Annotated in this window: 16 protein-coding genes and 2 pseudogenes; 9 read left to right on the top strand and 9 right to left on the bottom strand. The window is 68.0% G+C overall.

Annotation, left to right across the window (positions count from 1 at the left end; all coding sequences use genetic code 11):
- Positions 1-52: 52 nt before the first annotated feature.
- The 4 genes from ACWGI2_RS01025 to ngcE form a co-directional block, all read right to left on the bottom strand.
- Positions 53-1315: an ABC transporter substrate-binding protein gene (locus ACWGI2_RS01025; protein ID WP_453393965.1), complete on the bottom strand. Its 1263-nt coding sequence runs from the start codon at positions 1313-1315 to the stop codon at positions 53-55.
- Between the two features lie 149 nt (positions 1316-1464).
- Positions 1465-2358 (bottom strand): carbohydrate ABC transporter permease, encoded by an 894-nt coding sequence (locus tag ACWGI2_RS01020; RefSeq protein WP_453393964.1) that lies wholly within the window; start codon positions 2356-2358, stop codon positions 1465-1467.
- A gap of 21 nt (positions 2359-2379) precedes the next feature.
- Positions 2380-3294, bottom strand: a complete 915-nt coding sequence (locus ACWGI2_RS01015; protein ID WP_453694616.1) for a carbohydrate ABC transporter permease — start codon at positions 3292-3294, stop codon at positions 2380-2382.
- Positions 3295-3493: 199 nt separating this feature from the next.
- Positions 3494-4927, bottom strand: coding sequence for an N-acetylglucosamine/diacetylchitobiose ABC transporter substrate-binding protein (ngcE, locus tag ACWGI2_RS01010; protein ID WP_453393963.1), 1434 nt, complete (start codon positions 4925-4927; stop codon positions 3494-3496).
- 521 nt (positions 4928-5448) lie between these two features.
- Between ngcE and ACWGI2_RS01005 the strand changes: the two genes are divergently transcribed.
- The 3 genes from ACWGI2_RS01005 (at position 5449) to ACWGI2_RS00995 (ending at position 12675) form a co-directional block, all read left to right on the top strand.
- Positions 5449-9303 carry a GH92 family glycosyl hydrolase gene (locus tag ACWGI2_RS01005; RefSeq protein ID WP_453692876.1) on the top strand — a complete coding sequence of 1285 codons (3855 nt, stop codon included), beginning with the start codon at positions 5449-5451 and terminating at the stop codon, positions 9301-9303.
- 194 nt (positions 9304-9497) lie between these two features.
- Positions 9498-11840 carry a hypothetical protein gene (locus tag ACWGI2_RS01000; protein ID WP_453692874.1) on the top strand — a complete coding sequence of 781 codons (2343 nt, stop codon included), beginning with the start codon at positions 9498-9500 and terminating at the stop codon, positions 11838-11840.
- A gap of 25 nt (positions 11841-11865) precedes the next feature.
- Positions 11866-12675, top strand: coding sequence for a hypothetical protein (locus ACWGI2_RS00995; protein ID WP_453692872.1), 810 nt, complete (start codon positions 11866-11868; stop codon positions 12673-12675).
- Positions 12676-12691: 16 nt separating this feature from the next.
- Here ACWGI2_RS00995 and ACWGI2_RS00990 read toward each other — a convergent pair whose 3' ends face one another.
- Positions 12692-14410 (bottom strand): M1 family metallopeptidase, encoded by a 1719-nt coding sequence (locus tag ACWGI2_RS00990; protein WP_453692870.1) that lies wholly within the window; start codon positions 14408-14410, stop codon positions 12692-12694.
- Positions 14411-14512: 102 nt separating this feature from the next.
- Entirely contained in the window at positions 14513-14983 is a 471-nt protein-coding gene (locus ACWGI2_RS00985; RefSeq protein WP_453694615.1) for an ATP-binding protein, read from the bottom strand.
- Positions 14984-15067: 84 nt separating this feature from the next.
- Here ACWGI2_RS00985 and ACWGI2_RS00980 point away from each other — a divergent pair, with 84 nt between their 5' ends.
- Together ACWGI2_RS00980 and ACWGI2_RS00975 are read left to right on the top strand one after the other, a co-directional pair.
- On the top strand, positions 15068-15895 hold the full coding sequence (locus ACWGI2_RS00980) for a helix-turn-helix domain-containing protein (protein WP_453393957.1): 828 nt from the start codon (positions 15068-15070) through the stop codon (positions 15893-15895).
- Positions 15892-16140 carry a DUF397 domain-containing protein gene (locus ACWGI2_RS00975; RefSeq protein ID WP_453692868.1) on the top strand — a complete coding sequence of 83 codons (249 nt, stop codon included), beginning with the start codon at positions 15892-15894 and terminating at the stop codon, positions 16138-16140. The genes ACWGI2_RS00980 and ACWGI2_RS00975 overlap by 4 nt, the downstream gene beginning before the upstream one ends.
- 11 nt (positions 16141-16151) lie before the next feature.
- Here the strand turns inward: ACWGI2_RS00975 and ACWGI2_RS00970 are convergent, their stop codons facing one another.
- Positions 16152-19031, bottom strand: a complete 2880-nt coding sequence (locus ACWGI2_RS00970) for a BTAD domain-containing putative transcriptional regulator (RefSeq protein WP_453692866.1) — start codon at positions 19029-19031, stop codon at positions 16152-16154.
- 164 nt (positions 19032-19195) lie between these two features.
- On the opposite strand from ACWGI2_RS00970, the gene ACWGI2_RS00965 reads away from it, so the two are divergent.
- From ACWGI2_RS00965 to ACWGI2_RS00955, 3 genes and pseudogenes are all read left to right on the top strand, one after another.
- Positions 19196-19543, top strand: a complete 348-nt coding sequence (locus tag ACWGI2_RS00965) for a hypothetical protein (protein ID WP_453692864.1) — start codon at positions 19196-19198, stop codon at positions 19541-19543.
- 119 nt (positions 19544-19662) lie between these two features.
- On the top strand, positions 19663-20043 hold the full coding sequence (locus ACWGI2_RS00960) for a VOC family protein (RefSeq protein WP_453692863.1): 381 nt from the start codon (positions 19663-19665) through the stop codon (positions 20041-20043).
- A 584-nt stretch (positions 20044-20627) separates the two neighbouring features.
- Positions 20628-21059 (top strand): annotated as a pseudogene (locus ACWGI2_RS00955) (helix-turn-helix domain-containing protein); the annotation flags it as partial.
- A 668-nt stretch (positions 21060-21727) separates the two neighbouring features.
- Here ACWGI2_RS00955 and ACWGI2_RS00950 read toward each other — a convergent pair.
- Both ACWGI2_RS00950 and ACWGI2_RS00945 read right to left on the bottom strand, forming a co-directional pair.
- Positions 21728-22078 carry a hypothetical protein gene (locus tag ACWGI2_RS00950; RefSeq protein WP_453692861.1) on the bottom strand — a complete coding sequence of 117 codons (351 nt, stop codon included), beginning with the start codon at positions 22076-22078 and terminating at the stop codon, positions 21728-21730.
- A 2-nt stretch (positions 22079-22080) separates the two neighbouring features.
- On the bottom strand, positions 22081-22539 hold the full coding sequence (locus tag ACWGI2_RS00945; protein ID WP_453692859.1) for a prevent-host-death protein: 459 nt from the start codon (positions 22537-22539) through the stop codon (positions 22081-22083).
- A 300-nt stretch (positions 22540-22839) separates the two neighbouring features.
- On the opposite strand from ACWGI2_RS00945, the pseudogene ACWGI2_RS00940 reads away from it, so the two are divergent.
- A pseudogene (locus ACWGI2_RS00940) lies at positions 22840-23624 on the top strand (integrase core domain-containing protein).
- Positions 23625-23654 lie beyond the last annotated feature (30 nt).

Here is a 23654-nt window from a genome sequence, read left to right as displayed (position 1 = left end):
TCAGTGACACAAGGACTCCTTGCGTACGGAGCGAACGGGAGCTGGCTGGCTGCTACTTGGCCTCGGCAGCGGCCGCTTCCGCCTTCTTCTGGAGGTCACCGAGGACCGTCTTCGGGTCGTCGCTCACGGCCTTGCCGCCGGTCTTCTTCATCTCGGCGGAGATGACGTCCCAGGCGGTGTCGCCGAGGGGGTAGAACTTGGCGTTCGGCAGGACCTCGAAGAACGGCTCCAGGTCCTTGTGCTTGCCGTTGGTCTGCATCTCCTTGAGCGCGTCCTGGGTGACGGGCATCAGGTTGTACATCTCGTCGAACTCCAGCATCTTCTTGGAGTACGTGAAGTCCAGGAACTTCTTGACGCCTTCCTTCTCGGCGCCGCCGTCCTTGAACGCCATCATCCAGTCGGCCACGCCGAGGGTGGACTCCAGCGGTGCGTCCTTGCCGGGGATCGGCGCGACGCCGTAGTCGACCTTGCCGTCCTTGGCCATCTGGATCAGGCTCGGGTGGCCGTTGAGCATGCCGACCTTGCCGGCCGCGAAGTCCGCGAAGGCCGTCTTGCGGTCGGTGGAGGCCGGGTTGGAGTACGTGAGGCCGGGCTTGACGAGGTTCTTCTGCAGCCAGTCGAACGTCTCGACGTTCTGCGCGCTGTCCAGCGTGTACTTGCCGCTCGCGTCGGTGTAGCCACCGCCGTTGCCGAGCTCCCACATCATCGTCTCGCCCTGGGTCTCCTCGGGGCCGAGCGGCAGGGCGTACGGCGTCTCGGCGGCCTTGGAGGACTTGATCTTCTTTGCGGCCGCGGCGATCTCGTCCCAGGTCTTGGGCGGCGTCTTCACGCCCGCCTTCTTCAGGACGTCCTTGTTGTAGAACATGACGCGGCTGGAGGAGACCCACGGGATGCCGTACTGGGTGCCCTTGACCTCGCCGGCCTTGGCGAAGGTGGGGATGAGGTTTTCCCGCGTCTTGGGCGAGAGGACCTCGTCGGCCTTGTAGAGCAGGTCGTCGGCGACCTTGTCGGCGTAGCCGCCGGTCTGGAGGAGGTCGGGCTGGTTGCCCGCCTGGATCATGTTCTTGACGGACTTGTCGATCTCGTTCCAGTTGATGACCTGGACCTTGACCGTGTAGCCCTTGTTCTCCTTCTCGAACTCCTTCTTCACGCCGTCCCAGTACTTCTTGGACGCGTTGGAGGCCTTGTCGCCGTAGTCGGCGGCGACGAGCTTGATGGTTTTGCCGTCGCCGCTGTCGCTGTCACCGCCGCACGCGGTAAGTCCCATGGCCATCGCGAGCGTTGCCGCACCGGTGGCGATTACTCGGTTCCTCATGCTGTTCAACCCTTCGACATCGGTGTCGACTTGAACGCGGGCAAAGGTTCCCCCCGCGGCGCCGTGGGGCCGACATTACTCACGGCCGGAATTGGCACAACAGGCCTAGACCACTTTCGTGGCCAAGCTGAAATCACCGGCGGACAGGGTCACTTGAGAGCTCCCGCGGTGAGGCCGGCCTGCACCTGACGCTGGAAGACCGCGTACACGACGAGCACCGGAAGCATCGCGATCGTCAGGCCCGCGAAGAGCGCCCCCCAGTCACCCCGGTAGCCCTGCGAGACCGCGAGCGACGCGAGTCCCTGCGGCAGCACGTACCGGCTCTCCTCCTCGTTGTTGAGCAGCAGCGGAAGCAGGTACTGGTTCCACTGGCCGAGGAAGTTGAAGATGCCGATGCTGACCAGGCCCGGCTTGGCCATCGGCAGCATGATCTGGAAGAACGTGCGCGTGTGCGAGGCCCCGTCGACCATCGCCGCCTCCTGGACGCCGGTCGGCAGCGTACGGAAGAAGGAGGTCAGGAAGAAGACGGTGAAGGGCAGCGAGTACGCGATGTACGCGATCATCAGTCCTGGACGGGTGTCCAGGAGACCGAAGTTCTCCATGACCGCGAAGAGCGGGACGAGGGCGAGGATGACCGGGAACATCATTCCGCCCGCGAAGAGCATGAAGATCAGCCGGTTGCCCGGGAAGGTGAAGCGGGCGATCACGTACGCCGCCATCGAGCCGAGCAGCATCGTGCCGGTCAGTGAACCCGCCAGGATGATCAGCGAGTTGAGGGCGTACTGCCCGATGTTGGCCGTCGTCCACGCGTTGGTGAAGTTCTCCCAGTGGAAGGAGGCCGGCCAGCCCATCGGATCGCTGAGGATCTCGGTCGAGGGACGGAACGCGGTGAGGGCGACCCAGACGAGGGGGCCCGCCGCGAGGACCACCCACAGGACGAGGAAGGCGTGCGAGAAGACGTTCAGGGTCGCTCCGCCCACCGATTCGGACTCACGGCGGGGTGCGTCGGCGGCATCGGTGCGGGGCGCTGTGGTCGTGGTCATGATGCAGTGGCTCCCGCGGTCTCAGTATTCGATCCGGTCGCGATTCCCGATCCTCATGACGATCAGCGAGAACGCCATGCTGAGGACGAGGAGGACGACGCCGATGGAGGTGGCATAGCCGTATTGACCGTCACGGAATCGTTCGTAGAGGAAGACCGGAGTGACCTTCAGGACGTGCTCGGGCACCATGACGAGCACGATCGCGAACGAGTCGAGCGCCTGGATGCCCATGTAGATCCAGCCGGTCCGTACGGTGTCCCAGATCAGCGGGAGCGTCACGCTGAAGAAGGTCCGCCCCCGGCCCGCGCCGTCGAGCAGCGCGGCCTCGTAGATGTCCCTGGGGATCGCGCCCATCGCGGCGGAGAACAGCACCACGTAGAAGCCGACGAAGCTCCAGGAGAGCACGGCCATCACCGCGATGAGGGCCAGCGAGCGGTCGCCGCCCAGCCAGGCGGGGCCGTCGATGCCCACCTTGTCGAGGCCGCCGTTGATCAGGCCGCTGTTGGTGTTGAAGACGCGGCCCCAGACGACGGCGATGATCGCCACGGACAGGACCTGGGGGAAGAAGTAGACGACCTTGTAGAAGGACGAGCCCGCGACTCCGGCGATGGCCTGGCCCTTACGGTGCCTGCCGCCCGAGGTGATCATGTACGCGAAGAACATGCCGAGCACGAGCGTGATCAGCGGGGCGACGACCGCGAGGACGACGCTCACTTCCAGGGACTCCCAGAAGCGCTCGTCGTTCCACATCTTCGTGAAGTTGTCGAAGCCGATGAAGTTCGCCACCGGCCCGCCGGACCAGTCGGTGAACGAGTAGTAGATCGCCTGGACGAAGGGTGAGATGACGAACAGGGTGTAGAACGCGAGCGGCAGCGCGAGGAACCCCGCGATGAAGCGGTACTTGTCGAGCGTCCGGTAGCGCCGGTCGTAGCGCACGCTCTGCGGGGTGAAGCGGGGCGGCAGCAGCACCGCCAGGAGGAACAACAGCCGGTTCGGCGCCTTGCGTGGTCCTGGCCGGTCCGGTGCCTTCTTCGAAGGTGGGGAATCGTCCACCCGGGTGTCACTCTTCACGCCACTCCGCCCCGCCTCGCTCACGTGCCCGCGTTCTCGGTTCCGGTGCTGATTCCGGTGGTGCTCAGGCCTTCTTGATCTTGCTGATGTCGGGGTCCTTCAGGATCCGGTCGGACGCCTTCTGCATCGTGTCCATCGCCTGCTTGGTGCCGATCTGGCCCAGCATGAACTTGGCGATCATGTTGTTGAAGTCCTCGCGGAACAGCTCGTTGTACCAGTCGTAGAACTTGGGGATGACGACGTTCTCGCCCGCCGCCTCGATGGCCGCCTTCGCGCTCGCCGTACCGGACGGCAGCTTCTGGCCGTCGATGGCGCCCTTGACCGCGGGCATCGAGCCGACCTCCTTGAACAAGTTCAGGGCGGCCTCCTTGCTGTACATCATCCGCAGCCACTCCATGCCGCCCTGCACGTTCTGGGCCTTGGCGGGGACGATGAAGGGCTCCCCCGCCGGGGCGAAGAGCGTGCCGAACGGCATCTTGTCGCCGGAGTCCAGGGACGGGGTCGCGCCGACCGTCATCTGGAAGTCCTTGGGCGTGGTGTCCTTGGCCTCGTTCTCCACCCAGGAGCCGTTGGGCACGAAGAGACACTTGCCGCCCTTGGTCCAGGCGGTCTGCATCTCCGTGTGCGCCTCGGTGCCGTCGAAGCCGGTGAGCACGTACTTCTTGGCGACGAGCTCTTCCCAAGCCTCGAAGACGTCCTTGACCGCCTCGTGCTTCCAGGCGTCCGGCTCCAGGTAGTCCATGGCGGTGATGACGTCGCGCCCGCCGCGCTGGGCGAACATCGCGTACATGCTGAAGAACATGTAGCGGGGGTGGCCGCCCGGGTAGCTCCAGCCGTGGATGCCCTTGTCCTTGGCCTTCTTGCAGACCGCGAGCATCTCGTCCCAGGTCTTCGGGTACTCGGAGTCGAGGCCCTCTTCGAGCAGCTTCTTGGAGTACCAGTTGCCGTACACCGTCAGCGCGATGTTGAGCTGGTAGACCTCCTTGCCGCCGAAGGTGCCCTGCTGCTCGACCACCGGCACGAGGGTCTCGCGCACCGTGACGCCCGGGTCGTCCCACGAGGGGGCGTCGAGCAGCTCCGAGAGGTCGGCGACCTGCTTGTTGTCCACGAGCTTGCCGGGGTTCATCTGGTCGGCGCCGGAGTTGTTGACCACGTCCGCCGTCGGCTTGCCGCGCACGATCTTCGGCTGAAGCTGGGTGGCGATCTTCGCCGTGGCCTTCTGGTCGGCGTCGGCCTTGGGGTACTTCTTCTTGTACATGTCGGTGACGAACTGGGCGTACTTGTCGCCGTATCCACCGTTGAAGATGTAGACCCCGAGGGCGGCGTCCGTCTTCACTCCCAGCGGGTTCTTCTTGGACTTCTCGCCCTTCTCCGCCTTGTTCTCGTCCCCGCCGCCGCTCGCGCAGGAGCTCAGGGCGCCCACGGCCGGCACTGCGAGAAGGCTGGTGGCCGCCGCCCTCTTCATCACGTCACGACGGTTGATGCTGGTGGATCCCATGCTCAAGTCCTCGCCTTCCAGGACTCAGGCGGCGTACGGGGCTCCCGACAGCTCGCCAGTGGCGAAGGGCCCGACACCGCGGGTCAGTTGAAGCTTTGGTGGTGCCTTACGTGCGACAACTACATGGCAAGGGCTCGCACCCGCCACTCAGGGTGCCGATAGGTATAGTCCACTTCTCGGCAGCAGAGCAAGATCGAACGCAGCTTGGGCCAGCAGTCTTTCCCGAGTTGAGACCTCGCGGAGATACGGCCTGGTTCGTTCACGGCGTGAGCAAATTCAGCCGAACGAATCGACCGCAACGTGGACCCGCCTTCACTCCCCTCCATTGATCTTCCCTGGCGCTCACTCGCACCTCATTGGACTTTCTCCCCGATCCCCTTGGACTTTCCCCCGGCCGCCGTCGCCCCTCTCGTCTCCGCCGACGCTTCCAACAGCCTTGACACCACCCACCACTTGCCGCCCTACTGGACCCTGCGCAGCGATGTGACAACGTTGTCCAACTCGCAGGGAGGGGCTCGGGGATGCCGCACAGATCACGCAGACCTCGCTTCAGACACCATCGTTCGGCCGCGGTCCTGGGAGCGGCCGCGTTCACGCTCGTCGCGACAGCGCAGGGCGCCGCCGTCGCCAAACCGGAGGAACCGCCCAGGGCGGCCAAGGAGTTCGTCTCCTCGTTCGAGGAGGGCGAGGCCCAGCCCGACTGGCTGAACACCGTGGAGACCGGCCCGGACGGCAAGAAGCGGACCGCCGGTGTCAACGGCGCGTTCAGTTCGGGGATCCCCGGCAGTGTGAACGACCACGTCACGGAGGTCCGCGCCAGCGGCGAGAACTCCGGGAGCGGCGAGGTCAAGGAGAACCTGATCGACGGGGAGCCCACCAGCAAGTGGCTCACCTTCGCGCCCACCGGATGGGTCGAGTTCGACCTCGACGAGCCCGCCAAGGCCGTCACGTACGCGCTGACGTCGGCGAACGACCACGCCGAGCGCGACCCCAAGGACTGGACCCTTCAGGGCTCCACGGACGGCAAGGACTGGAAGGTCCTCGACACCCGCAAGGGTGAGGCGTTCGACAAGCGCCATTTGACGAAGAAGTACGAATTCGAGAACGGCACCGCGTACGCCCACTACCGCCTGGAGGTCACCGCCAACAACGGCGCGTCCGACGCCCTCCAGCTCTCCGACGTCCAGCTCTCCGTGGGCGGCAGCGAGACGCCCGTCCCCGAGGACATGCTCTCCCTCGTGGACCGCGGGCCCAGCGGCTCCCCGACCGCGAAGTCGGGCGCCGGGTTCACCGGCAAGCGCGCGCTGCGCTACGCGGGCACCCACAAGGTGGACGGGCGCGGCTACTCGTACAACAAGGTCTTCGACGTGAACGTCTCGGTGCGGCGTGACACGGAGCTTTCGTACCGGATCTTCCCCTCCATGGCTGAGGGCGATCTCGACTACGACGCCACGAACGTGTCCGTGGACCTGGCCTTCACCGATGGCACCTATCTGAGTGACCTCAAGGCCATGGACCAGCACGGCTTCCCGCTGAACCCGCAAGGTCAGGGCGCCGCGAAGGGTCTCTACGTCAACCAGTGGAACAACGTGGCGGCGCGGATCGGGCAGGTCGCGCGCGGCAAGACCGTCGACCGGGTGCTCGTCGCGTACGACTCCCCCAAGGGCCCGGCGAAGTTCCGCGGCTGGGTGGACGACGTCTCCCTGAAGGAGAAGGCTCCGGCGAAGCCGAAGGCCCACCCTTCGGACTACGCGGACACCACGCGCGGCACCAACTCCAGCGGCGCCTTCTCGCGCGGCAACACCTTCCCCGCGACGGCCGTCCCGCACGGCTTCAACTTCTGGACGCCCGTGACCAACGCGGGCTCCCTGAGCTGGCTCTACGACTACGCGCGCGGCAACAACGCGGACAACCTGCCGACGATCCAGGCGTTCAGCGCGAGCCACGAGCCGAGCCCCTGGATGGGTGACCGGCAGACGTTCCAGATGATGCCCTCGGTCGACAAGGACACCCCCTCCGCGTCCCGCACCAAGCGCGCGCTGCCCTTCAAGCACGAGAAGGAGACGGCACGCCCGCACTACTACGGCGTGACGTTCGAGAACGGCCTGAAGGCCGAGATGGCGCCGACCGATCACGCGGCGATGATGAAGTTCACCTATCCCGGTGACGACGCGAGCGTCATCTTCGACAACGTCTCCGAGAAGGGCGGCCTCACCCTCGACGAGGAGAACGGCGTCGTGAGCGGCTTCTCGGACGTCAAGTCCGGGCTCTCCACCGGAGCCACGCGCCTGTTCGTGTACGGGACCTTCGACGCGCCCGTCACCGCGGGCGGCAAGCTCGACGGCGGGGGCGGCGGTGACGTCACCGGCTATCTGCGCTTCAAGCCGGGCAAGGACCGCACGGTCAACCTGCGCCTCGCGACCTCGCTCATCAGCCTCGACCAGGCCAAGGCCAACCTGAACAGCGAGATCCCGTCCGGCACCTCCTTCGACCGCGTGAAGAACCGCGCCCAGAAGAGCTGGGACGACATCCTCGGCAAGGTGGAGGTCGAGGGCGCGAGCGAGGGTCAGCGGACCTCGCTCTACTCCAGCCTGTACCGCCTGTACCTCTACCCCAACTCGGGCTTCGAGAAGGTCACTTCGGCGGGCGGCAAGTCGAAGTACCAGTACGCGTCGCCCTTCTCGCCGCAGACCGGACCGGACACCCCGACGCACACCGGCGCGAAGATCGTCGACGGCAAGCCGTACGTCAACAACGGCTTCTGGGACACCTATCGCACGACCTGGCCCGCCTATTCACTCCTCACGCCGAAGAAGGCGGGTGAGCTGGTCGACGGCTTCGTACAGCAGTACAAGGACGGTGGCTGGACGTCCCGTTGGTCGTCGCCCGGCTACGCGGACCTGATGACGGGCACCTCGTCGGACGTGGCGTTCGCCGACGCGTACGTCAAGGGCGTGGACTTCGACGCCAAGGACGCGTACGACGCGGCGCTGAAGAACGCGACCGTGGTGCCGCCGAGTTCGGGCGTCGGCCGCAAGGGCATGAAGACCTCCCCCTTCCTCGGTTACACCCCGAGCGAGACCCACGAGGGCCTGTCCTGGGCACTGGAGGGCTACCTCAACGACTACGGCATCTCGCGCATGGGCGAGGCCCTCTACAAGAAGACGGGCGAGAAGCGCTACAAGGAGGAGTCGGAGTACTTCCTCAACCGCGCCCGTGACTACGTGAAGCTCTTCGACGACAAGGCCGGGTTCTTCCAGGGCAAGGACACGAAGGGCCAGTGGCGGGTCCCGTCCGACAAGTTCGACCCGCGCGTGTGGGGTTACGACTACACGGAGACGAACGCCTGGGGTTACGCCTTCACCGCCCCGCAGGACTCGCGCGGTCTGGCGAACCTGTACGGCGGCCGCAAGGGCCTCGGCGACAAGCTGGACACGTACTTCGCCACTCCGGAGACCGGCTCGGCGGAGTTCGCGGGCTCCTACGGAGGCGTCATCCACGAGATGACCGAGGCACGCGACGTACGCATGGGCATGTACGGGCACTCCAACCAGGTCGCCCACCACGCCGCCTACATGTACGACGCGGCCGGTGAGCCGTCCAGGACGCAGGAGAAGGTCCGCGAGGTCCTCTCCCGTCTCTACACCGGCAGCGAGATCGGGCAGGGCTACCACGGCGACGAGGACAACGGCGAGCAGTCGGCCTGGTACCTCTTCTCCTCGCTCGGCTTCTACCCGCTGGTCATGGGAAGCGGCGAATACGCCATCGGCTCCCCGCAGTTCACCAAGATGACCGTGCACCTGGACGGCGGGCGCGACCTGGTCGTCAAGGCGCCGAAGAACAGCGCGAAGAACGTGTACGTGCAGGGCCTGAAGGTCAACGGCAAGAAGTGGACCTCAACTGCCCTTCCCCACAAGGAGATCGCTCGCGGAGGCGTCCTGGAGTTCGACATGGGACCGAAGCCCTCGGCGTGGGGCACGGGCAAGAACGCCCAGCCCACGTCGGTGACGCAGGACGACGAGGTGCCGTCGCCGCGCGGTGACGCCATCAAGGGTGACGGCGCGCTCTTCGACAACACCTCGGCCACGGACGCCACTTCGGACGCCGCTGTCGACCTTCCGGTCGCCAAGGAGACGAAGGCCGTGCAGTACACGCTGACGTCGTCCTCCGACAAGGCGAAGGCGCCGCGCGGCTGGGTGCTCCAGGGCTCCGCCGACGGCGAGAAGTGGAAGGAGCTGGACAAGCGGTCCGGCGAGTCCTTCGCCTGGGACCAGCAGACCCGGGTGTTCACGGTCGACGATCCGGGGACGTACCGCCACTACCGGCTCGTGCCGGACGGGTCGGCGACGCTCGCGGAGGTCGAGCTCCTGAGCTGAGCCGTCCCGGCGGGCGGACCGGGTAACACGGGGGCGGGAGTGGCGAGTTCACTCCCGCCCCCGCTTGCGTGCGCCGCTGGGGCCGTTGGCCGGAACAACCCTGGTCTCACTCTCCCCACGGATACAGACTCACCTCGTAACGCAGCTTTTGTCATGATCACGCCATTGATCGCATTGTTGAGGGGAGATCATCCGTGTTACGAAGACCCCGCTCGAAGGCCGTCGCCCTCATCGGCGCCCTCGCCATCGGCGCACCGCTCACCGTCCTCGGTCCGGCCTCGGCCGCGCCTGAGAAGGCACCGAAAAGCAACTGCGCGGTGCCCAAGGACTGGTCGAGCTGCGTGCGCGTGACCACGCGTCTCGACCGGGCCCCCTCCGTGGGACAGCAGGCCCGCCTCGACATCACCGTCGAAACCCGGGTCGACCTCTCCGGAGCCCGCGTCCAGGCCGACCTCCCCGCCGCCGTCGACTGGGCGTCCGCGCCCGCCGGCTGGCAGTTCAAGGACCTCGGCCAGCTCCTTCCCGAGGACGGCGGCGCGGTGCACCGCGCCCAGCGCACCATCGACCTGGCGGCCGGGAAGACCCTGCGCTTCTCGCTCCCGGTCAAGGGCGTCAAGGCCGCCGCCACCTCCGTGCGCGCCCGCGTCGACGGCCCGGCCGCCAAGCCCGCCGACCGCGACGAGCACCTCCAGCTCCTCACGGTCGGCGCCACGCCCGCCGCCTCGCACCTGGGCTTCGACCAGCGCCGCAACTCCACCGCGCTGCGGCAGCTCCCGGACGACGTCGCGCTCACCCCCGCCAAGCCGGACCGGCCGTTCGAGCCGGTGGCAGGCCGGACGAAGCTCCCGAAGCCGCACAGCGACGACGCCCCCTCCACCGACCCGTCCGTGAAGGCGCTCTCCTGCGTCACCGGCACGGTCGGCTACACCGAGCCGGGCGGAGCGCACCCCTCGCCGAACATCCAGGTCGAGGCCTGGGACGACGACTCCTTCGGCGCCGACGACCTCCTGGACTCCGCGCTGACCGACGGCAGCGGCGGCTTCCGGATGTGCTTCGACAACAACGACACCTCCGGCGGCCAGGACGTGTACGTCAAGGTCCGCACCGAGAGCGGTCTGTGGCGGATCGTCGAGGACAACTTCTTCGGCCGTGACGTCTATGAGTTCCGCTCCGGCCAGCGCGACGACATCGGCGACGGCCGCACGGTGGACTTCGGCCGCATCGCCCCCGGCGACCAGACGATGAACCGGGTCTTCCACGCGTACGACCTGGCGAACCAGGCCAAGAACTGGACACCGGGCGAGTGCTGGGACGCCCGCGACACCGGTGACTGCCGCCGCATGGAGATCGTCTATCCCGACGACGACGACGGCGACGGAAGCCGCTACCAGTGGGGCGACAAGAGCGTCTGGCTTGAGGCCGCGGCGCCGGACGACCGTACCGACACCGTGCACGAGTACGGCCACGCGGTGATGGCCGACGTGTACGAGGACAACAGGCCCCCCGCCATCGACAACTGCAGTCCGCACGCGATGGACACCCGCAGCTCGAAGGGGTGCGCCTGGGTCGAGGGCTTCGCCAACTTCTATCCGATGGCGATCTTCAACAACGACGAGTACCGGGGCTGGCACGTCGAGGACACCACGTCGTACGACAGCGGTGACGACACCGAGGGCCGGGTCACCGGATCCCTGTGGGACCTCATGGACCCGTCCGGCGAGCGCTACTGGGACTACCACCAGGAGTCCGCGAAGAACGCCATCTGGGACACCCTGCTCGACCGCCGGTCGAACACCTTCCAGGACTTCTGGACCCACCGCGGCCAGGAGGGCCACGACGTGGGCTCGGGCCCCGGCGGCGCGCTCTACCAGAACGGCATCGACTACGGCTTCCGCAACCAGCTCACCGACGGACAGTCCAAGACGCTGCCCACACCGGACCCGCAGCACAACTACCGCTACGACACCACCTTCCGCTTCTGGTCGGTCGTGGCCCTGCGGCCCCCGGCGGGCGTCGACTACGACCTCGACCTGTACGACGACCAGGCGCTCCAGCAGCGGCTCGACGTCAGCCTGGCCACCGGGGACACCGTCGACTTCATCGCCGTGGACTCCAACGCGCGGGGGCCCGGCGACTATTACCCGGTCGTCAAGCGTCCGCTCGGCGGCACGGGTACAGGTGACTACCGGATCGAGGTCGCCGACAGCGGCAAGCTGCTCATCGGGTCCGACACCAAGGTGATGAACGGCGCCGACGACGTGACGGCCGTCTGGGACACGTGCCCGGCCGCAGGCACCGAGGTCACCATCACGGCGACACCGTCCGACGCGAGCCAGGACGCGGAGCTGTTCCTGATGGACTCCGACCCGGCAAACCCCAGCACGGCGGTCCGCGGGCGCTACGCGGCGACCGCGTCGGGAACCGCGAACGGTCCCGGCCAGGCCGAGTCGTTCAAGTTCACCTCGCAGGGCGGCTGTTACGGAGTCGTCCTCGTCAACAAGGCAGGGTCCGGCACGTACACCGTGACCGAGTCCTAGCCTCGTGGTCGGCAGGGAGCCGTGTATGCGAGTGGAACCGGCGGGGGCACCCCCTTGTCCCACCCGCGTGCGCGGCTCCCTGCTCCCCCTCCTCCCGCTCCTGCTCGTGGCCGTGACCGCCTGCGGCACGGAGGCCGGGGACACGCCGGCGCCCGCCCCGCCCTCGGACCCCAGGACGCTCGTCCTGCGCGTCCAGGAGCTCCACAGCTCGCCACGCCCCTGGGACCGCGGCGACCTGCCCCGCTTCTCGCTCTACGGAGGCGGCCACGTGATCGCCCCCGCCCGGACCCAGGGCGCGCTGCGCACGGCCGTCAAGTACCGCCTGACGCCCGCCCGTTACCGCGATCTCACCGACGCGGCCCACGCGGCGGGCCTCGCTCACGCCCGGCGCCACGAGGACACCACGTCCACGGACGCCTCCCTCCTGACGGTCACCCACCGCACCCCGGACGGCCTTCGCAGCACGCGCGTCACCGCGCCCGAAGCAGGGGGCGAAGGCGACCGGGGCCGCGTCCTGGACTTCGTACGCACCCGGGTCCCGCCCGCGCCTTCGGACACTCCCCCGCCGGGGGCCGCCGCCTACCGCCCGGCCGCCCTTGCGATTCTCGCCACCGGCGGGGTCGGCGCCGACGACGCCACGGCGCGACCGTGGCCACTGCGGCCGATTGCCGGCCGGTGCGAGGTGGTGACGGGCGAGGATCTCGTACGCGCCCGTCAACTCGCCCTGGAGTCAAGGCAGAACACCCGCTGGCGCAGCGGAGGAACGCTCTATGCGGTCGCGTTCAGGCCCCTGCTTCCGGACGAGCACACGTGCCGGGACCTCGACCGCCCCTAGGGCTTGTCCGCCGCCCCTAGGGCTTGTCCGCCGAGAAGAGCCACGTATCGAACAGGCCCGACAGATCCTTCCCCGACTTCTTCTCGCACAGCGCGATGAACTGCTCGGTGTCGGCGTTCCCGTGCCGGTGCTCGCGCGTCCAGGTGCGCAGGACGGCGAAGAAGGTGTCGTCGCCCACGGCCTTGCGGAGCTGATGCAGCGTCATGGCGCCCCTGCCGTACACCGGTGAGTCGGAGACCCTCGTCGCGTTCGGCGGGTCGGCGGCCGGGAAGTCCCAGATGCCCTCGCTCTCCGGGTGCGTGCCGTCGTAGAAGGAGTCGAAGGTTTCCTGGGCGCTGCGGTGTCCGTGCTCCTCGTCCCACAGCCACTCGGCGTAGGTGGCGAAGCCCTCGTTCAGCCACATGTCCTGCCAGGCTCGGGGCGTGACGGAGTTGCCGAACCACTGGTGGGCCAGTTCGTGGACGACCAGGCGTGCGTCCGGCGCTTCCTCGAAGTAGGGCTTGGTCTGCGTCTCCAGGGCGTAGCCGAGGTCGGGGAGGTGGTCGACGACGGCGCCGGTCGAGGAGAAGGGGTAGGGGCCGAAGCGGTCACTGGCCCAGTCGACGACCTCGGGCACGAGCTCGGGGACGTCGACGGGGCCGTCCGCCTCGTCCGGGTCGACGGCCGTGTAGACGGGCAGGCCGTCGTCCGTCGTGCTTGTGGAGACGTCGAAGACGCCGGTGACGACGGACGCGGCGTAGCTCGCCATGGGCTCGGGGTTGTGCCAGCGGAAGGTGGTGCGCTTGCCGCGCTGCCGCGTCTCGCGCAGGGTTCCGTTGCTGACCGCGGTGTAGTCGGACGGCACGGTGACGTCGATGTCGTACGTCGCCTTGTCGGACGGGTGGTGGTTGCCGGGGAACCAGGTCATGGAGCCGGTGGGCTGGCCGAGCGCCGCCACGCCGTCGTCCGTCTCGATCCAGCCCTCGTCGCCGCCGTCGCTCGCCGTGAGCATCCGGGGCGTACCGGCGTACCGGACCGTGGTCTTGAAGGTTTTCCCCTTGCTGATGGGACGGGCGGGGGTGAGCGTCAGCTTGTTCTTCCGCTCCCTGCTGACGCGTGCCTCGGAGCCGTCGGTCTCGGCATGGCGCACGCGCAGGCCCGCGAGGTCGAGGCTGAAGCGGGAGAGGTCCCGGGTCGCCCGCGCGGTGATCACCGCGGTGCCGGTCAGGTGGTTGCTGTCCGGGGTGTAGTCGAGGGTCAGGGCGTAGTGCGTGACGTCGTAGCCGCCGTTGCCGAGCGTCGGGAACAGGTGGTCGTCGACGCGATTCCCGCGTGCGTCGAGCACGACGAAGTCCCGCACGGTGCCGTCGCCGTCGTCGCCGTCCCACCAGGTGCGGAAGAGTTCGGCGAACTGCTTGGCCTCGGCCGACTTCGCGGAGAGGTCAGTCTGCACCTCGACGTCGTAGGAATCTGAATCGGAATCGGAATCGGAATCGGTGAGTTCGACCGTGTGCAGGGCCTGCGCGTGGCGTGCGGTGCGGGACTCTCCGGTGTCACGGGCCCAGGAGCGGAACTGCTCCAGGAGGCGGTGGTGGGACTCGCGTACGGGGGCGTCGTCGGGGTGGCCCGCGGTCTTCGTGTCGCACGCCGTCAGGGCGAGGCAGAGGGCTGCCGCGGACAGGAGCGCGGCGGGGCGGCGAGCTGGTGCTCGCCGTGGAAGCCGTTCTCGTCGACCGACGGGTAGAGCGTCACTCACGGTGGTGTTCCCCCACAAAAAGACGGACCCCGGTCATCCGGGGCCCGATTGGTACAGATCAATCGAGAAGGTACGTTACGCATAGATCGAACGTCCCGCACATCAGCAAGGACCAGGGCAGCCACGCCGAGAGGAAGCTGTGAGCGGGGCACCGACGGCGGCCTGAACGAACTCGCACCAGACGATCTTGCCGGGGTCGCGTTCCGCGACACCCCACTTGTCGGACAGAGCCGCCACGAGCAGCAGGCCCCGCCCCGACTCGTCGGCGTCGCCGCCGTCGCCCAGCCGGGGCCACCCGCCGCCACTGTCGTGCACTTCCACGCGCAGTACGTCGCCCGCGTAACGGAGGTGGAGCCGGAACCCTCGGCCGGGCGGGACCCCGTACAGCAGGGCGTTTGTCGTCAACTCGCTGACACAGAGGGCGATGTCGTACGCACGTTCACCGACTCCCCAGTCGGCAAGCGCGGCGCTCACGAAGGCGCGGGCGGCGGGGACGGACTGGCGTTCACGCCGGTAGAAGCGTTCGCGTGGAGTTTCGTCGTTCACGTGACGAGAGTCACGCTCCGTGGTCATCATGAAGCAGTACGTGAACCCGTACGGCTGGGCTGTACGGGTTCGCTGCGTGAATGCGGGGCTTCTGATGGGGAGTTGGACGGCATGAGCAGTCCCAAGCGACGGTCACGAAGGAACGCCTCAGCCATGCGGATGGTGGGGGCGTTGCTCGCCGTCCACCGCGAGGCGGCGGGCTACACGCAGAGGTCGCTGGCCGAGCGGTTCGTCGTCGGCGAGGAGGCCATCGCTTCTATTGAGCAGGGGCGGCGGCCTCTCAAGATGGACCTGGCGATCCAACTGGACGAACTCCTGGGTACTAACCGGACGTTGGAGACGGCCGTCGACAACATGCCGGAGGTGGATCTGGTTCCTCGGTGGGCGGAGGAGTATTTGGACTGTGAGCGGGAGGCTATTGCCATCTCCGTGTACGAGAGCCTGCTCGTCCCCGGTCAACTACAGACCGAGTGTTATGCGCGGGCAGTATTTCGGAGTCGCGTTCCGGTGTACGACGAGGACGAGATCGAGCAACTCGTCGCCACTCGTATCGAGCGACAGACACTGTTGCATCGCAAGGTCCCGCCGACGACCAGCTTCGTGATCTGGGAAGCAGCGCTGCGAGATCGGCTCGGCGGCCAAGACGTGTATTCCAAGCAACTCCGTCATCTGCGTGAGTACGCTGAACTCCCAGGTCTCGCCTTGCAGGTTCTGCCACTCGGACGCACCGCACACGCTGGCCTCAACGGGCCCTTCGTCCTGCTGGAAACACCTGACCACCAGAGGCTCGCCTACACGGAGACCCAGCGCGGAAGCCAACTGATCTCTGACCCTCACGAGGTGGCGATCCTTACCCAGAAATATGCGATGCTGCGGACACAGGCCCTCAACTCGGAGGACACCATGGGCTTGTTGGACCAACTGCTAGGAGAGCAATGAGCGGCAGCACCGCGCTTGAGTGGTTCAAGTCCAGCTACAGCGGCGATGAAGGCGGCCAATGCCTCGAAGTCGCCTACGCCTGGCGCAAGTCCAGCTACAGCGGCAGCGACGGCGGCAACTGCCTCGAAATCGCCGCCCACCCCACCGCCGTACACATCCGCGACTCCAAGAACTCGGACGGCGGCCCGCAACTCACCGTGGCGCCGGACGCCTGGAGCGCCTTCCTGGCCCTCCCCCAGGCCTAAGGCACGGAAGCTCACCGGGCGGGCGGGGCCTGGGTGGGCCCACCCAGTGCCAGCCTCAAAGGGTCCCGGGTCCCCGCTCCTTCCGCGAACGCCGCCGCATAGGCCCGCTCGCCAAGGATGTGGCGTACCGCGCGTTCGGTCTCGATGTGGGCTTCGTGGAGCGGGCGCAGGCCCGTCAGCGCGACGCCCGTCGTCCGTAGGAGTCGGGCCGCCGCCCCTATCAGCCGGGCGGCTCGGCCGTGATCGCCTGTGGCGGCGACCGCCCAGGCCAGGGCTTCCACTCCCCACACGATCCCCCAGCGGTCACCGATGGCCCGCTGTCTGCGCAGGGAGTCGCGGAACAGATCCACCGCCCGGTGCGGGTCGCCGTGCCGGAGTTCCGCGAGTGCCATGCCCCAGAGGCCCCAGGAGTGGGCCCAGCCCGCGCCGTGGGTGTCGGCCTCGGTCACGTACTCGCGCCCGGCCGCCAGGGCGGGTTCCCGCTCACCGAAGAAGGCGATCGCCATGGCCCAGAGCATGGTGGCCATATGGGCGTCGCCCACCTGGCCGTCGGCCCGGAAGCGTTCCCTGGCCCGCGCCAGGAGCTCGATGGACCGTGCGTCGGCGTCGACGAGGAAGGCGAAGGCTGCCTCCATGTACGAGAGCACGCACAGCGGTTCACCGTCCGTGGTGGCGTCACCGAGCCGCACGGCCTGGGCCAGGAACCGCTCGCCTGCCGACTGGTCCCCCTGGCACAGCGCGATCCAGGCGGCGAGCGCCAGACAGCCGGCGCGCAGCGGTGCGGGCGCGTGCGGGGCGAGGTCGAGCGCGCGGGTCAGCCAGTGCCTGCCCTCCCCGAGCGAGCTGCTGAAGAACCAGTACCGGGTACGGGTGAGGCTGGCGGCGATCGCGAGGCCGGCCGTGGCGTCGCCCTCTCCGGTGACGCAGAAGTCCAGGGCCGCCCGCAGGTTCGGTGACTCCAGGCGCAGCCGGGAGAGCCACGCGACCTCGTCCGGCCCGAACCACCGCTCCGCCGCCCGCGCGGTCATGTCCGTGTAGTGAACGCAGTGGCGCCGCCGCGTCGAGGTGTCCTGGCCGAGTTCCCGGAGTCTGCACTGCCCGTACTGGCGCAGGGTCTCCAGCATTCTGTACCGGGCCCGGGGGCCGGTCGTGTCGACGGTGAGCACCGACTTGTGGGCCAGGGCGGCGAGGACGTCCACGATGTCATCGCGGGTGGTGTCCTCGCCCGGGCACACCGCCTCTGCCGCCGCGAGGTCGAAGCCGCCCGCGAACACCGACACCCCTGCCCACAGCCTCTTCTCGCGCTCGTCGCACAGGTCGTGGCTCCAGTCGACGACGCCGCGCAGGGTGCGCTGGTGCCGGGGGCCGATGCGCGCCCCGGTGTCGGAGAGGAGCCGGAACCGGTCGTCGAGGCGCTCCAGGATCTCCTCGGCCGAGAGCGTGCCGAGTCGCACCGCGGCCAGTTCGATCGCCAGGGGGATGCCGTCCAGGCGACGGCACAGGCGGCCCACGGCTTCTTCGTTGTGTGCGGTGATCCGGAAGTGCGGGGCGCAGGCCTCGGCGCGGTCGGCAAGGAGCCGCACGGCTTCACACCGCGTCAGTGTCGATGGCGCGCCCCGGTCCTGGGGGACGGCCAGCGGCGGTACGGGCAGCAGGTACTCCCCCGGGACGCGCAGTCCCTGGCGGCTCGTGGCGAGGACACGCAGGCCGGGGGCCGCGGCGAGCAGCGTACTGAGGAGGTGGCCTGCTTCCTCGGCGACGTGCTCGCAGTTGTCGAGCACCAGCAGCAACTGCCGATCCCGCAGGTGCTCGACGAGCACCTGCGTACCGGGGCGCAGGGACTGGTCGGGGATGCCGAGTGCCTCGGCGACCGCACGGTCCAGGAGCCGCGGCTCGGTCAGCGGCGCGAGGTCGGCGAGCCATGCCCCGTGCGGGAACGCCCAGGAGGCCTCGGCGGCGGCGCGCAGCCCGAGGCGCGTCTTGCCGACTCCGCCGGGCCCGGTGAGCGTGACGAGCCGGGCGCTCTCCAGGAGCTTCCGCGTCTTGCGGAGCATGCTCTCCCGGCCGACGAAGGTCGTCGTCTCGGCGGGCAGGTTTCCCGCGGCCCGTGGGCCGTCCGGTGACACCGGTGCGGTCAGGGAGGGGTCGGCGGTGAGCACCCGCTGATGGAGTTGCCACAGCTCCGCTCCGGGGTCGACGCCCAACTCGTCGAGCAGCAGCGCGCTGATGGTGCGGTAGCAGTCCAGGGCCTCGCCCTGGCGGCCCGAGCGGTAGAGGGCCAGCATGCGCTGTGCCCAGAAGCGCTCCTGCAGAGGGTGAGCGGCGGTGAGTTCGCGCAGGCGCGGCAGTACGTCCGTGTGCCGTCCCAGCTGGAAGTCCGCGTCGGTACGCAACTCCAGGGCGCCGAGGCGGCGTTCGTTCAGGGCGGGGGCGATCTCAAGGCGCAGCCGCTCCGACGGCACGTCCGAGAACGGCTCCCCTCGCCACAGGGCGAGCGCCTCCCCCAGCAGGGCCGAGGCCCGCTCCGTCGACCGCGCCGCACCCGCGGTCCGGGCCCGGGCGACCAGGGCGTCGAACCGGTGCAGGTCCAGGGCGTCTTCGGGCACGGCGATGAGATAGCCGTCCGGGCAGGTGCGGATCGGTCCGCCGGACGGGCCGCTCAGGGTGCGGCGTAGGCGCAGGACGTAGTTCTGGAGGGCGTTGCGGGCGCCGTCCGGGGGTTCGTCCCACAGTCTGTCGATCAGCGTGTCGGTGGGGACGACCTTGTTCGCGTCCACCAGGAGCGATGCCAGAAGGGCTCGCTGTTTGGCTGCCCGCATCGCCACGGGCCTGCCGTCGAACAGCACTTCAAGCGGCCCCAGAAGCCTGTACTCGAACTCCGTGATCCTCACCCCCGTTACCTAGCGTCATCTTTCCAGCACGCGGGGTGAGTGTCGAGTGACTATCGAGTGACCGGCGTGAGAGGGCCGCTCGGAAACATCAGAGCAGTGGGACGGCGGTGCACATCCGGTGCACCGCGACAGAGATCCACCAGAGATCCAAAGGAGACCGACGCATGAACAAACCTCGCGGTTTTTCCGGCCTCACCCTCAAGCTCGCGGGACTGGCGGTCGCCACCCTGCCGGTGCTCGCCGTCACGACGGGCGCGACGGCGGCGGAACAGGCACCGGCCGGCGCCGCCGTCGTACTCAACTGCACGACGGACACGGACGGTTACTGGGGTCACGCGCACTGCACCAACAACACCGGGGTCGTGACGGCCTTCCGTGTCACGGTGGTCTGCGGGGAGTGGCCGGACACCACCGGAGAGTGGAAGACCCTGAAGCCGGGCGCCTCCGACGTGTCGAGCGCCCGCTGCTTCGGCGGCACGGGTGTCGGCAGTGTGGGCTGGGAAGAAGGGTAAGGGCGGTAATGGCTCGACAGCGTGATGTCGCCGTGCCTAAGATCCACGGCGACATCGCGTGCCGGTCACCGGCTGGGTGAGGCATGGAGGTGTCGGGAGATGCCTTCTGGAGGCATTCCTTGTCAGTCGAGCTGAACCACACGATCATCCACGCCCGGGACAACCGGGAGTCCGCTGAATTCTTCACGGACCTGCTGGGCCTCGAAATCACCTCGGAATGGGGCCCGTTCATCGCGGTGCAACTGAGCAACTCCATCACCCTGGACTTCGCCACCATCCCCGCGGACAAGATCACCCCGCAGCACTACGCCTTCCTCGTCTCCGAGGAGGAGTTCGAGGCGGCGTACGAGAAGATCAAGGCACGGGGCATCGAGCACTGGGCCGATCCGCAGCAGAAGCTGCCGGGCGAGTTCAACACGAACGACGGCGGCCGGGGCGTCTACTTCCTGGATCCGTCGGGCCACGCGATGGAGATCATCACCGTGCCGTACGGCGGCTAGACGCACCGAGGGCCGCACCCCCCGCAAGACGGGGAGTGCGGCCCTCAACTGCTGGCTGCTGAGGCCTACTTCCGGATCAGCGAGCGCAGCACGTACTGAGGCATGCTTCGATTGCCGTTCTTAACCCTATTCACCGCCGCCGTTCGGCCTAACTCTCGACCAACCGCACAAAACGCCTGGTCAGAGGCGTGCCGAGGGATACAAATAGGCACTAACTCGCAGTTGGTGAAGCACCTCAGTTCACATGCTTCGGTTGCGGTGCTTGAGATCGCCACCTCCCCTGAAATCCGACGTTGCGATCGACCCGCGATCCGAGCCGAGCTTCCGCGCTTGGCACCGGCTTCGTCGGTCATGGGTGGGCATGGCAGCGCTGCTGCGAGCAGGCGAAGACCAGTCGTCCTGAGCGAAACCGACGCGTTCGGCTGACGAGTCGAGAGCGGCTCGTACGTGAGGAAGGAGGCTGTCGGTGTGAGGTCTCAGGAGATGCTTAACCGTTTTTTGCGCTCTGGACATGGTTGACACGTTCGGCTGAACGTCCGCTATCCCCCAACTGCCGGTGCGGCAGGGGTGCTTCCGTCGGAGTCGTGGATGTACAGCAGTTGGCCGAGTACCGCTACCGGGCTGTCCGCGAAGTGCTTGGCGGGTCTCCGATCGGTGAGGTCGCGGCCCGGTACGGCACCTCGCGCCAGACCCTGCACAGCTGGCGGCGGCGGTTCGAGCAGGAGGGCATGCCCGGTCTGCTGGATCGCTCCCGCCGGCCGCGGAACAGTCCCACGCGCCTGTCCGCCGAGGTTGAGGCCGAGATCTGCGAGCTGCGCCGCCGGCATCCCCGGTGGGGTGCCCGCCGGATCTCCCACAAGCTGTCCGGCCGCGGGCTAGAGTCGGCGCCGTCGCGGGCCACGGTCCACCGGGTGCTGTCCCGCAATGGCCTGGTCCGCGCCCAGGAACAGCAGCATCCGCGCAAGTACCGCCCGTGGCAGCGTGAGGCGCCGATGCACCTGTGGCAGATGGACCTGGCCAAAAGGAGGCAACTGTTGGGTTCATCAGCTGCAGCAGGCGACACAGCCGAGAACAGCAGCGATATACCACGGCCAGTTCGACGCTCGGCACGTACGACCGTGAGCGTAGAGCACGCCGACAATCAGAGCGCCTCGCGAACACGATGGCCGCGCCACCCGGCCTCTCCGGTCGTACTCGAGAACCTCCGGAAGGCGGGAGCCGCCAAGGCCGAGGGTGCGCCTCCTCTGTCACAGGCGCAAGTCGACCGGATCGTCGCCATCCTGCGCCAGGCAGGCTCTCAGGCCAGTGCACGTCGTGGACGCGGAGCGCCCCACCGGACCTGGGGGCCGTGGGAGCGGTACTCGGCGCCGGCGGCACGGGGTGCGGTCACGCTCTTCTCGCGTTCGCGCTCACCCAGTGCCGCAGCGCGAGCCCGCTGGTCTGGTCCTCCCTGATCGCGACCGAGACGGACCACTGGACCGGGATGGCACCGGCGATGCTGGTGATCGCCCTCGGCTTCGGGCAGAGACTTCCCCTCCACAGAGTGATCGGGGAGATCGAGTCGCCCTTTCCCAAGGCCGCGCCGCCCTCGAATGAAGCCAAAGTCCCCGGTCGCGGCAGCCACACAGCGATCATCCCCATCGGATGCGCGCTCACCGACGATGTGCGACGCTGCGAAGCCCGCCTACTTCGTCTCGTTCGGGTGGCTCGTGTGCACCTGCTCCAGGAAGACCGTGCGCTCGTGGACGTAGAACCAGATGCGCGCGGTGCCCTTCGCAGTCGGTTTGTGCTGCCACCGCTCATGGGTCGCACCGCCACGCTCGATGACGCCGAGCTCACCCTTGAGCCGATAGTTCGTCGGCGTCGTGGACAGTGGCGTCCGCGTGAGGAAGTCCCAGGTCTCCGTCATGGGATTGCGGATCGTCGCGACGAGGTCGCGCCATCCCTTCTGCGCGTCGGCTGTGGCGAAACGGATCTCGTACTCGATCTTCTTCGGAGGGCGAGGAACCAGCTCGCCCTTCCTGGTGGCCGCCACGGCTACGGACGCTCCACGGTCTCATCGTCGTCGAACCACTCCAGACCGGCGCTGCCGAGCCCGGCCGCGACGGCGGTGGCCGTCTCCTTCCAGGAGGTCAGCTCTGCGATCGCAAGGTGCGGCTGGTCGGTGGAGAACGACGCGCGCGCCGCATCGACGAGGTCCTGCGCGCAGGACTCCCGGTCGGCCGGCGACAGCGCGAGCATCCAAGGGAAGGCCTTGGACATCCGCTCGGCGAGCGAGCCGCGGTCGTCGAGGGTGACGGTGATGAGCTGCGCGGCAAATTTCAGCAAGCGCGCACGACCCTCGGCCTCGCGCTGCGACATCAGGACCAGAGCCTCGCCGTCGCGCCGGGTCACCGTCACGGGGTGGTCCTCGGCCTCGGCGAAGACCTCGGCGGAGTGCTTGCTCAGGTCCGAGGAGCGCCGAGTCGCCACGGGGAGGTCTGCTGCGATGGTCATGGATCCATAGTATTCGGAACGTATTCGGAAGTCCAGTGGAGGCTGCGGAGCGCATGCGCCGGACTCGACCTCCGGATGCGGTCCGATGTCAGATCTCAGCCTTCCTTGATGCTTGAGTCAGACCCGAACTCACAGCCGGTCGATCGTCGAGATGGGGCGCGCACTTACAGAGCTGCTTACCTTGCGCCTGCCGAAAAACTCACCCGTCCTGGTGGGGGCTGGTGTACGGGTGGTGTCGAGCGCGGGCGCTTGGGCGGGTGCTCTGGGCACCTGGTGAGTGCCCCGGCAGGATGATCTGTCGTGCTGCTTCGACTTGCCTATCTGGGTGTGGCGAACGTGTTCGCCCTGCTGCGGCTGCTGCCGGTGAGCAACCAGGACAAGGACACGGAGATCCTCGCGCTGCGTCATCAGATCACCGTGCTGGAACGCCAGCTCGGCCGGGATCGGGTGCGGTTCGCCCCGAGTGACCGGGTGTTCCTGGCCGCGCTACTGCACCGACTCCCGCGCGGTGTGCTGCGCCGGGCATGGCTGCTGGTGCGCCCGGACACAGTGCTGCACTGGCACGCCGGCCGGCGCATCCGCATCCTGGGCGCGACGGCGCACCCGACCGCCTCCTGGGTGGCACAGGCGGCCAGGAACCTCGTCATGGATCTCGAGGATGCCGACTGCTGCCGGGCCCGGTTCATGATCCGCGACCGCGACGGGAAGTACCCCGCCTTGTGCGACACCGTCCTTGAGGATGCGGGGATCGAGGTCGTACTCAGCGGGATCCGGATGCCGCGGATGAACGCGCTCATGGAACGCTGGGTGCAAACCTGCCGACGCGAACTGCTGGACCGCACCCTGGTCTGGAACCAGCGCCATCTGCTCCACACCCTGCGCGGGTTCGAACAGCACTCCAACTCCCACCGGCCCCACCAAGGCGTCGCAGACGCCCGCCCGCTGCACCCCCTGCCACCGCCGATCGCCGACCCGACGCCATCACCCACCTCGACATACGACGACGCGACCGCCTCGGCGGCACCCTCCACGAGTACCAGCATGCGGGCCGACCTGCACGGACGAGATTCTCGACAGGGACATGATCGGCCAGACAGGCGCGGATCTTGCGGGAG

The organism is Streptomyces sp. NPDC054866, assembly GCF_053610745.1.
Note: the sequence above shows the minus strand (reverse complement) of the source record. Positions and strands in the feature narration are given on the sequence as shown.

Coding starts and splice junctions, on each gene's coding strand:
- ACWGI2_RS01025 (WP_453393965.1), bottom strand. CDS start 1,315: ATGAGGAACCGAGTAATCGCCACCGGTGCGGCAACGCTCGCGATGGCC.
- ACWGI2_RS01020 (WP_453393964.1), bottom strand. CDS start 2,358: ATGACCACGACCACAGCGCCCCGCACCGATGCCGCCGACGCACCCCGC.
- ngcE (WP_453393963.1), bottom strand. CDS start 4,927: ATGGGATCCACCAGCATCAACCGTCGTGACGTGATGAAGAGGGCGGCG.
- ACWGI2_RS01005 (WP_453692876.1), top strand. CDS start 5,449: ATGCCGCACAGATCACGCAGACCTCGCTTCAGACACCATCGTTCGGCC.
- ACWGI2_RS00995 (WP_453692872.1), top strand. CDS start 11,866: ATGCGAGTGGAACCGGCGGGGGCACCCCCTTGTCCCACCCGCGTGCGC.
- ACWGI2_RS00985 (WP_453694615.1), bottom strand. CDS start 14,983: ATGACCACGGAGCGTGACTCTCGTCACGTGAACGACGAAACTCCACGC.
- ACWGI2_RS00980 (WP_453393957.1), top strand. CDS start 15,068: ATGAGCAGTCCCAAGCGACGGTCACGAAGGAACGCCTCAGCCATGCGG.
- ACWGI2_RS00975 (WP_453692868.1), top strand. CDS start 15,892: ATGAGCGGCAGCACCGCGCTTGAGTGGTTCAAGTCCAGCTACAGCGGC.
- ACWGI2_RS00965 (WP_453692864.1), top strand. CDS start 19,196: ATGAACAAACCTCGCGGTTTTTCCGGCCTCACCCTCAAGCTCGCGGGA.
- ACWGI2_RS00945 (WP_453692859.1), bottom strand. CDS start 22,539: ATGACCATCGCAGCAGACCTCCCCGTGGCGACTCGGCGCTCCTCGGAC.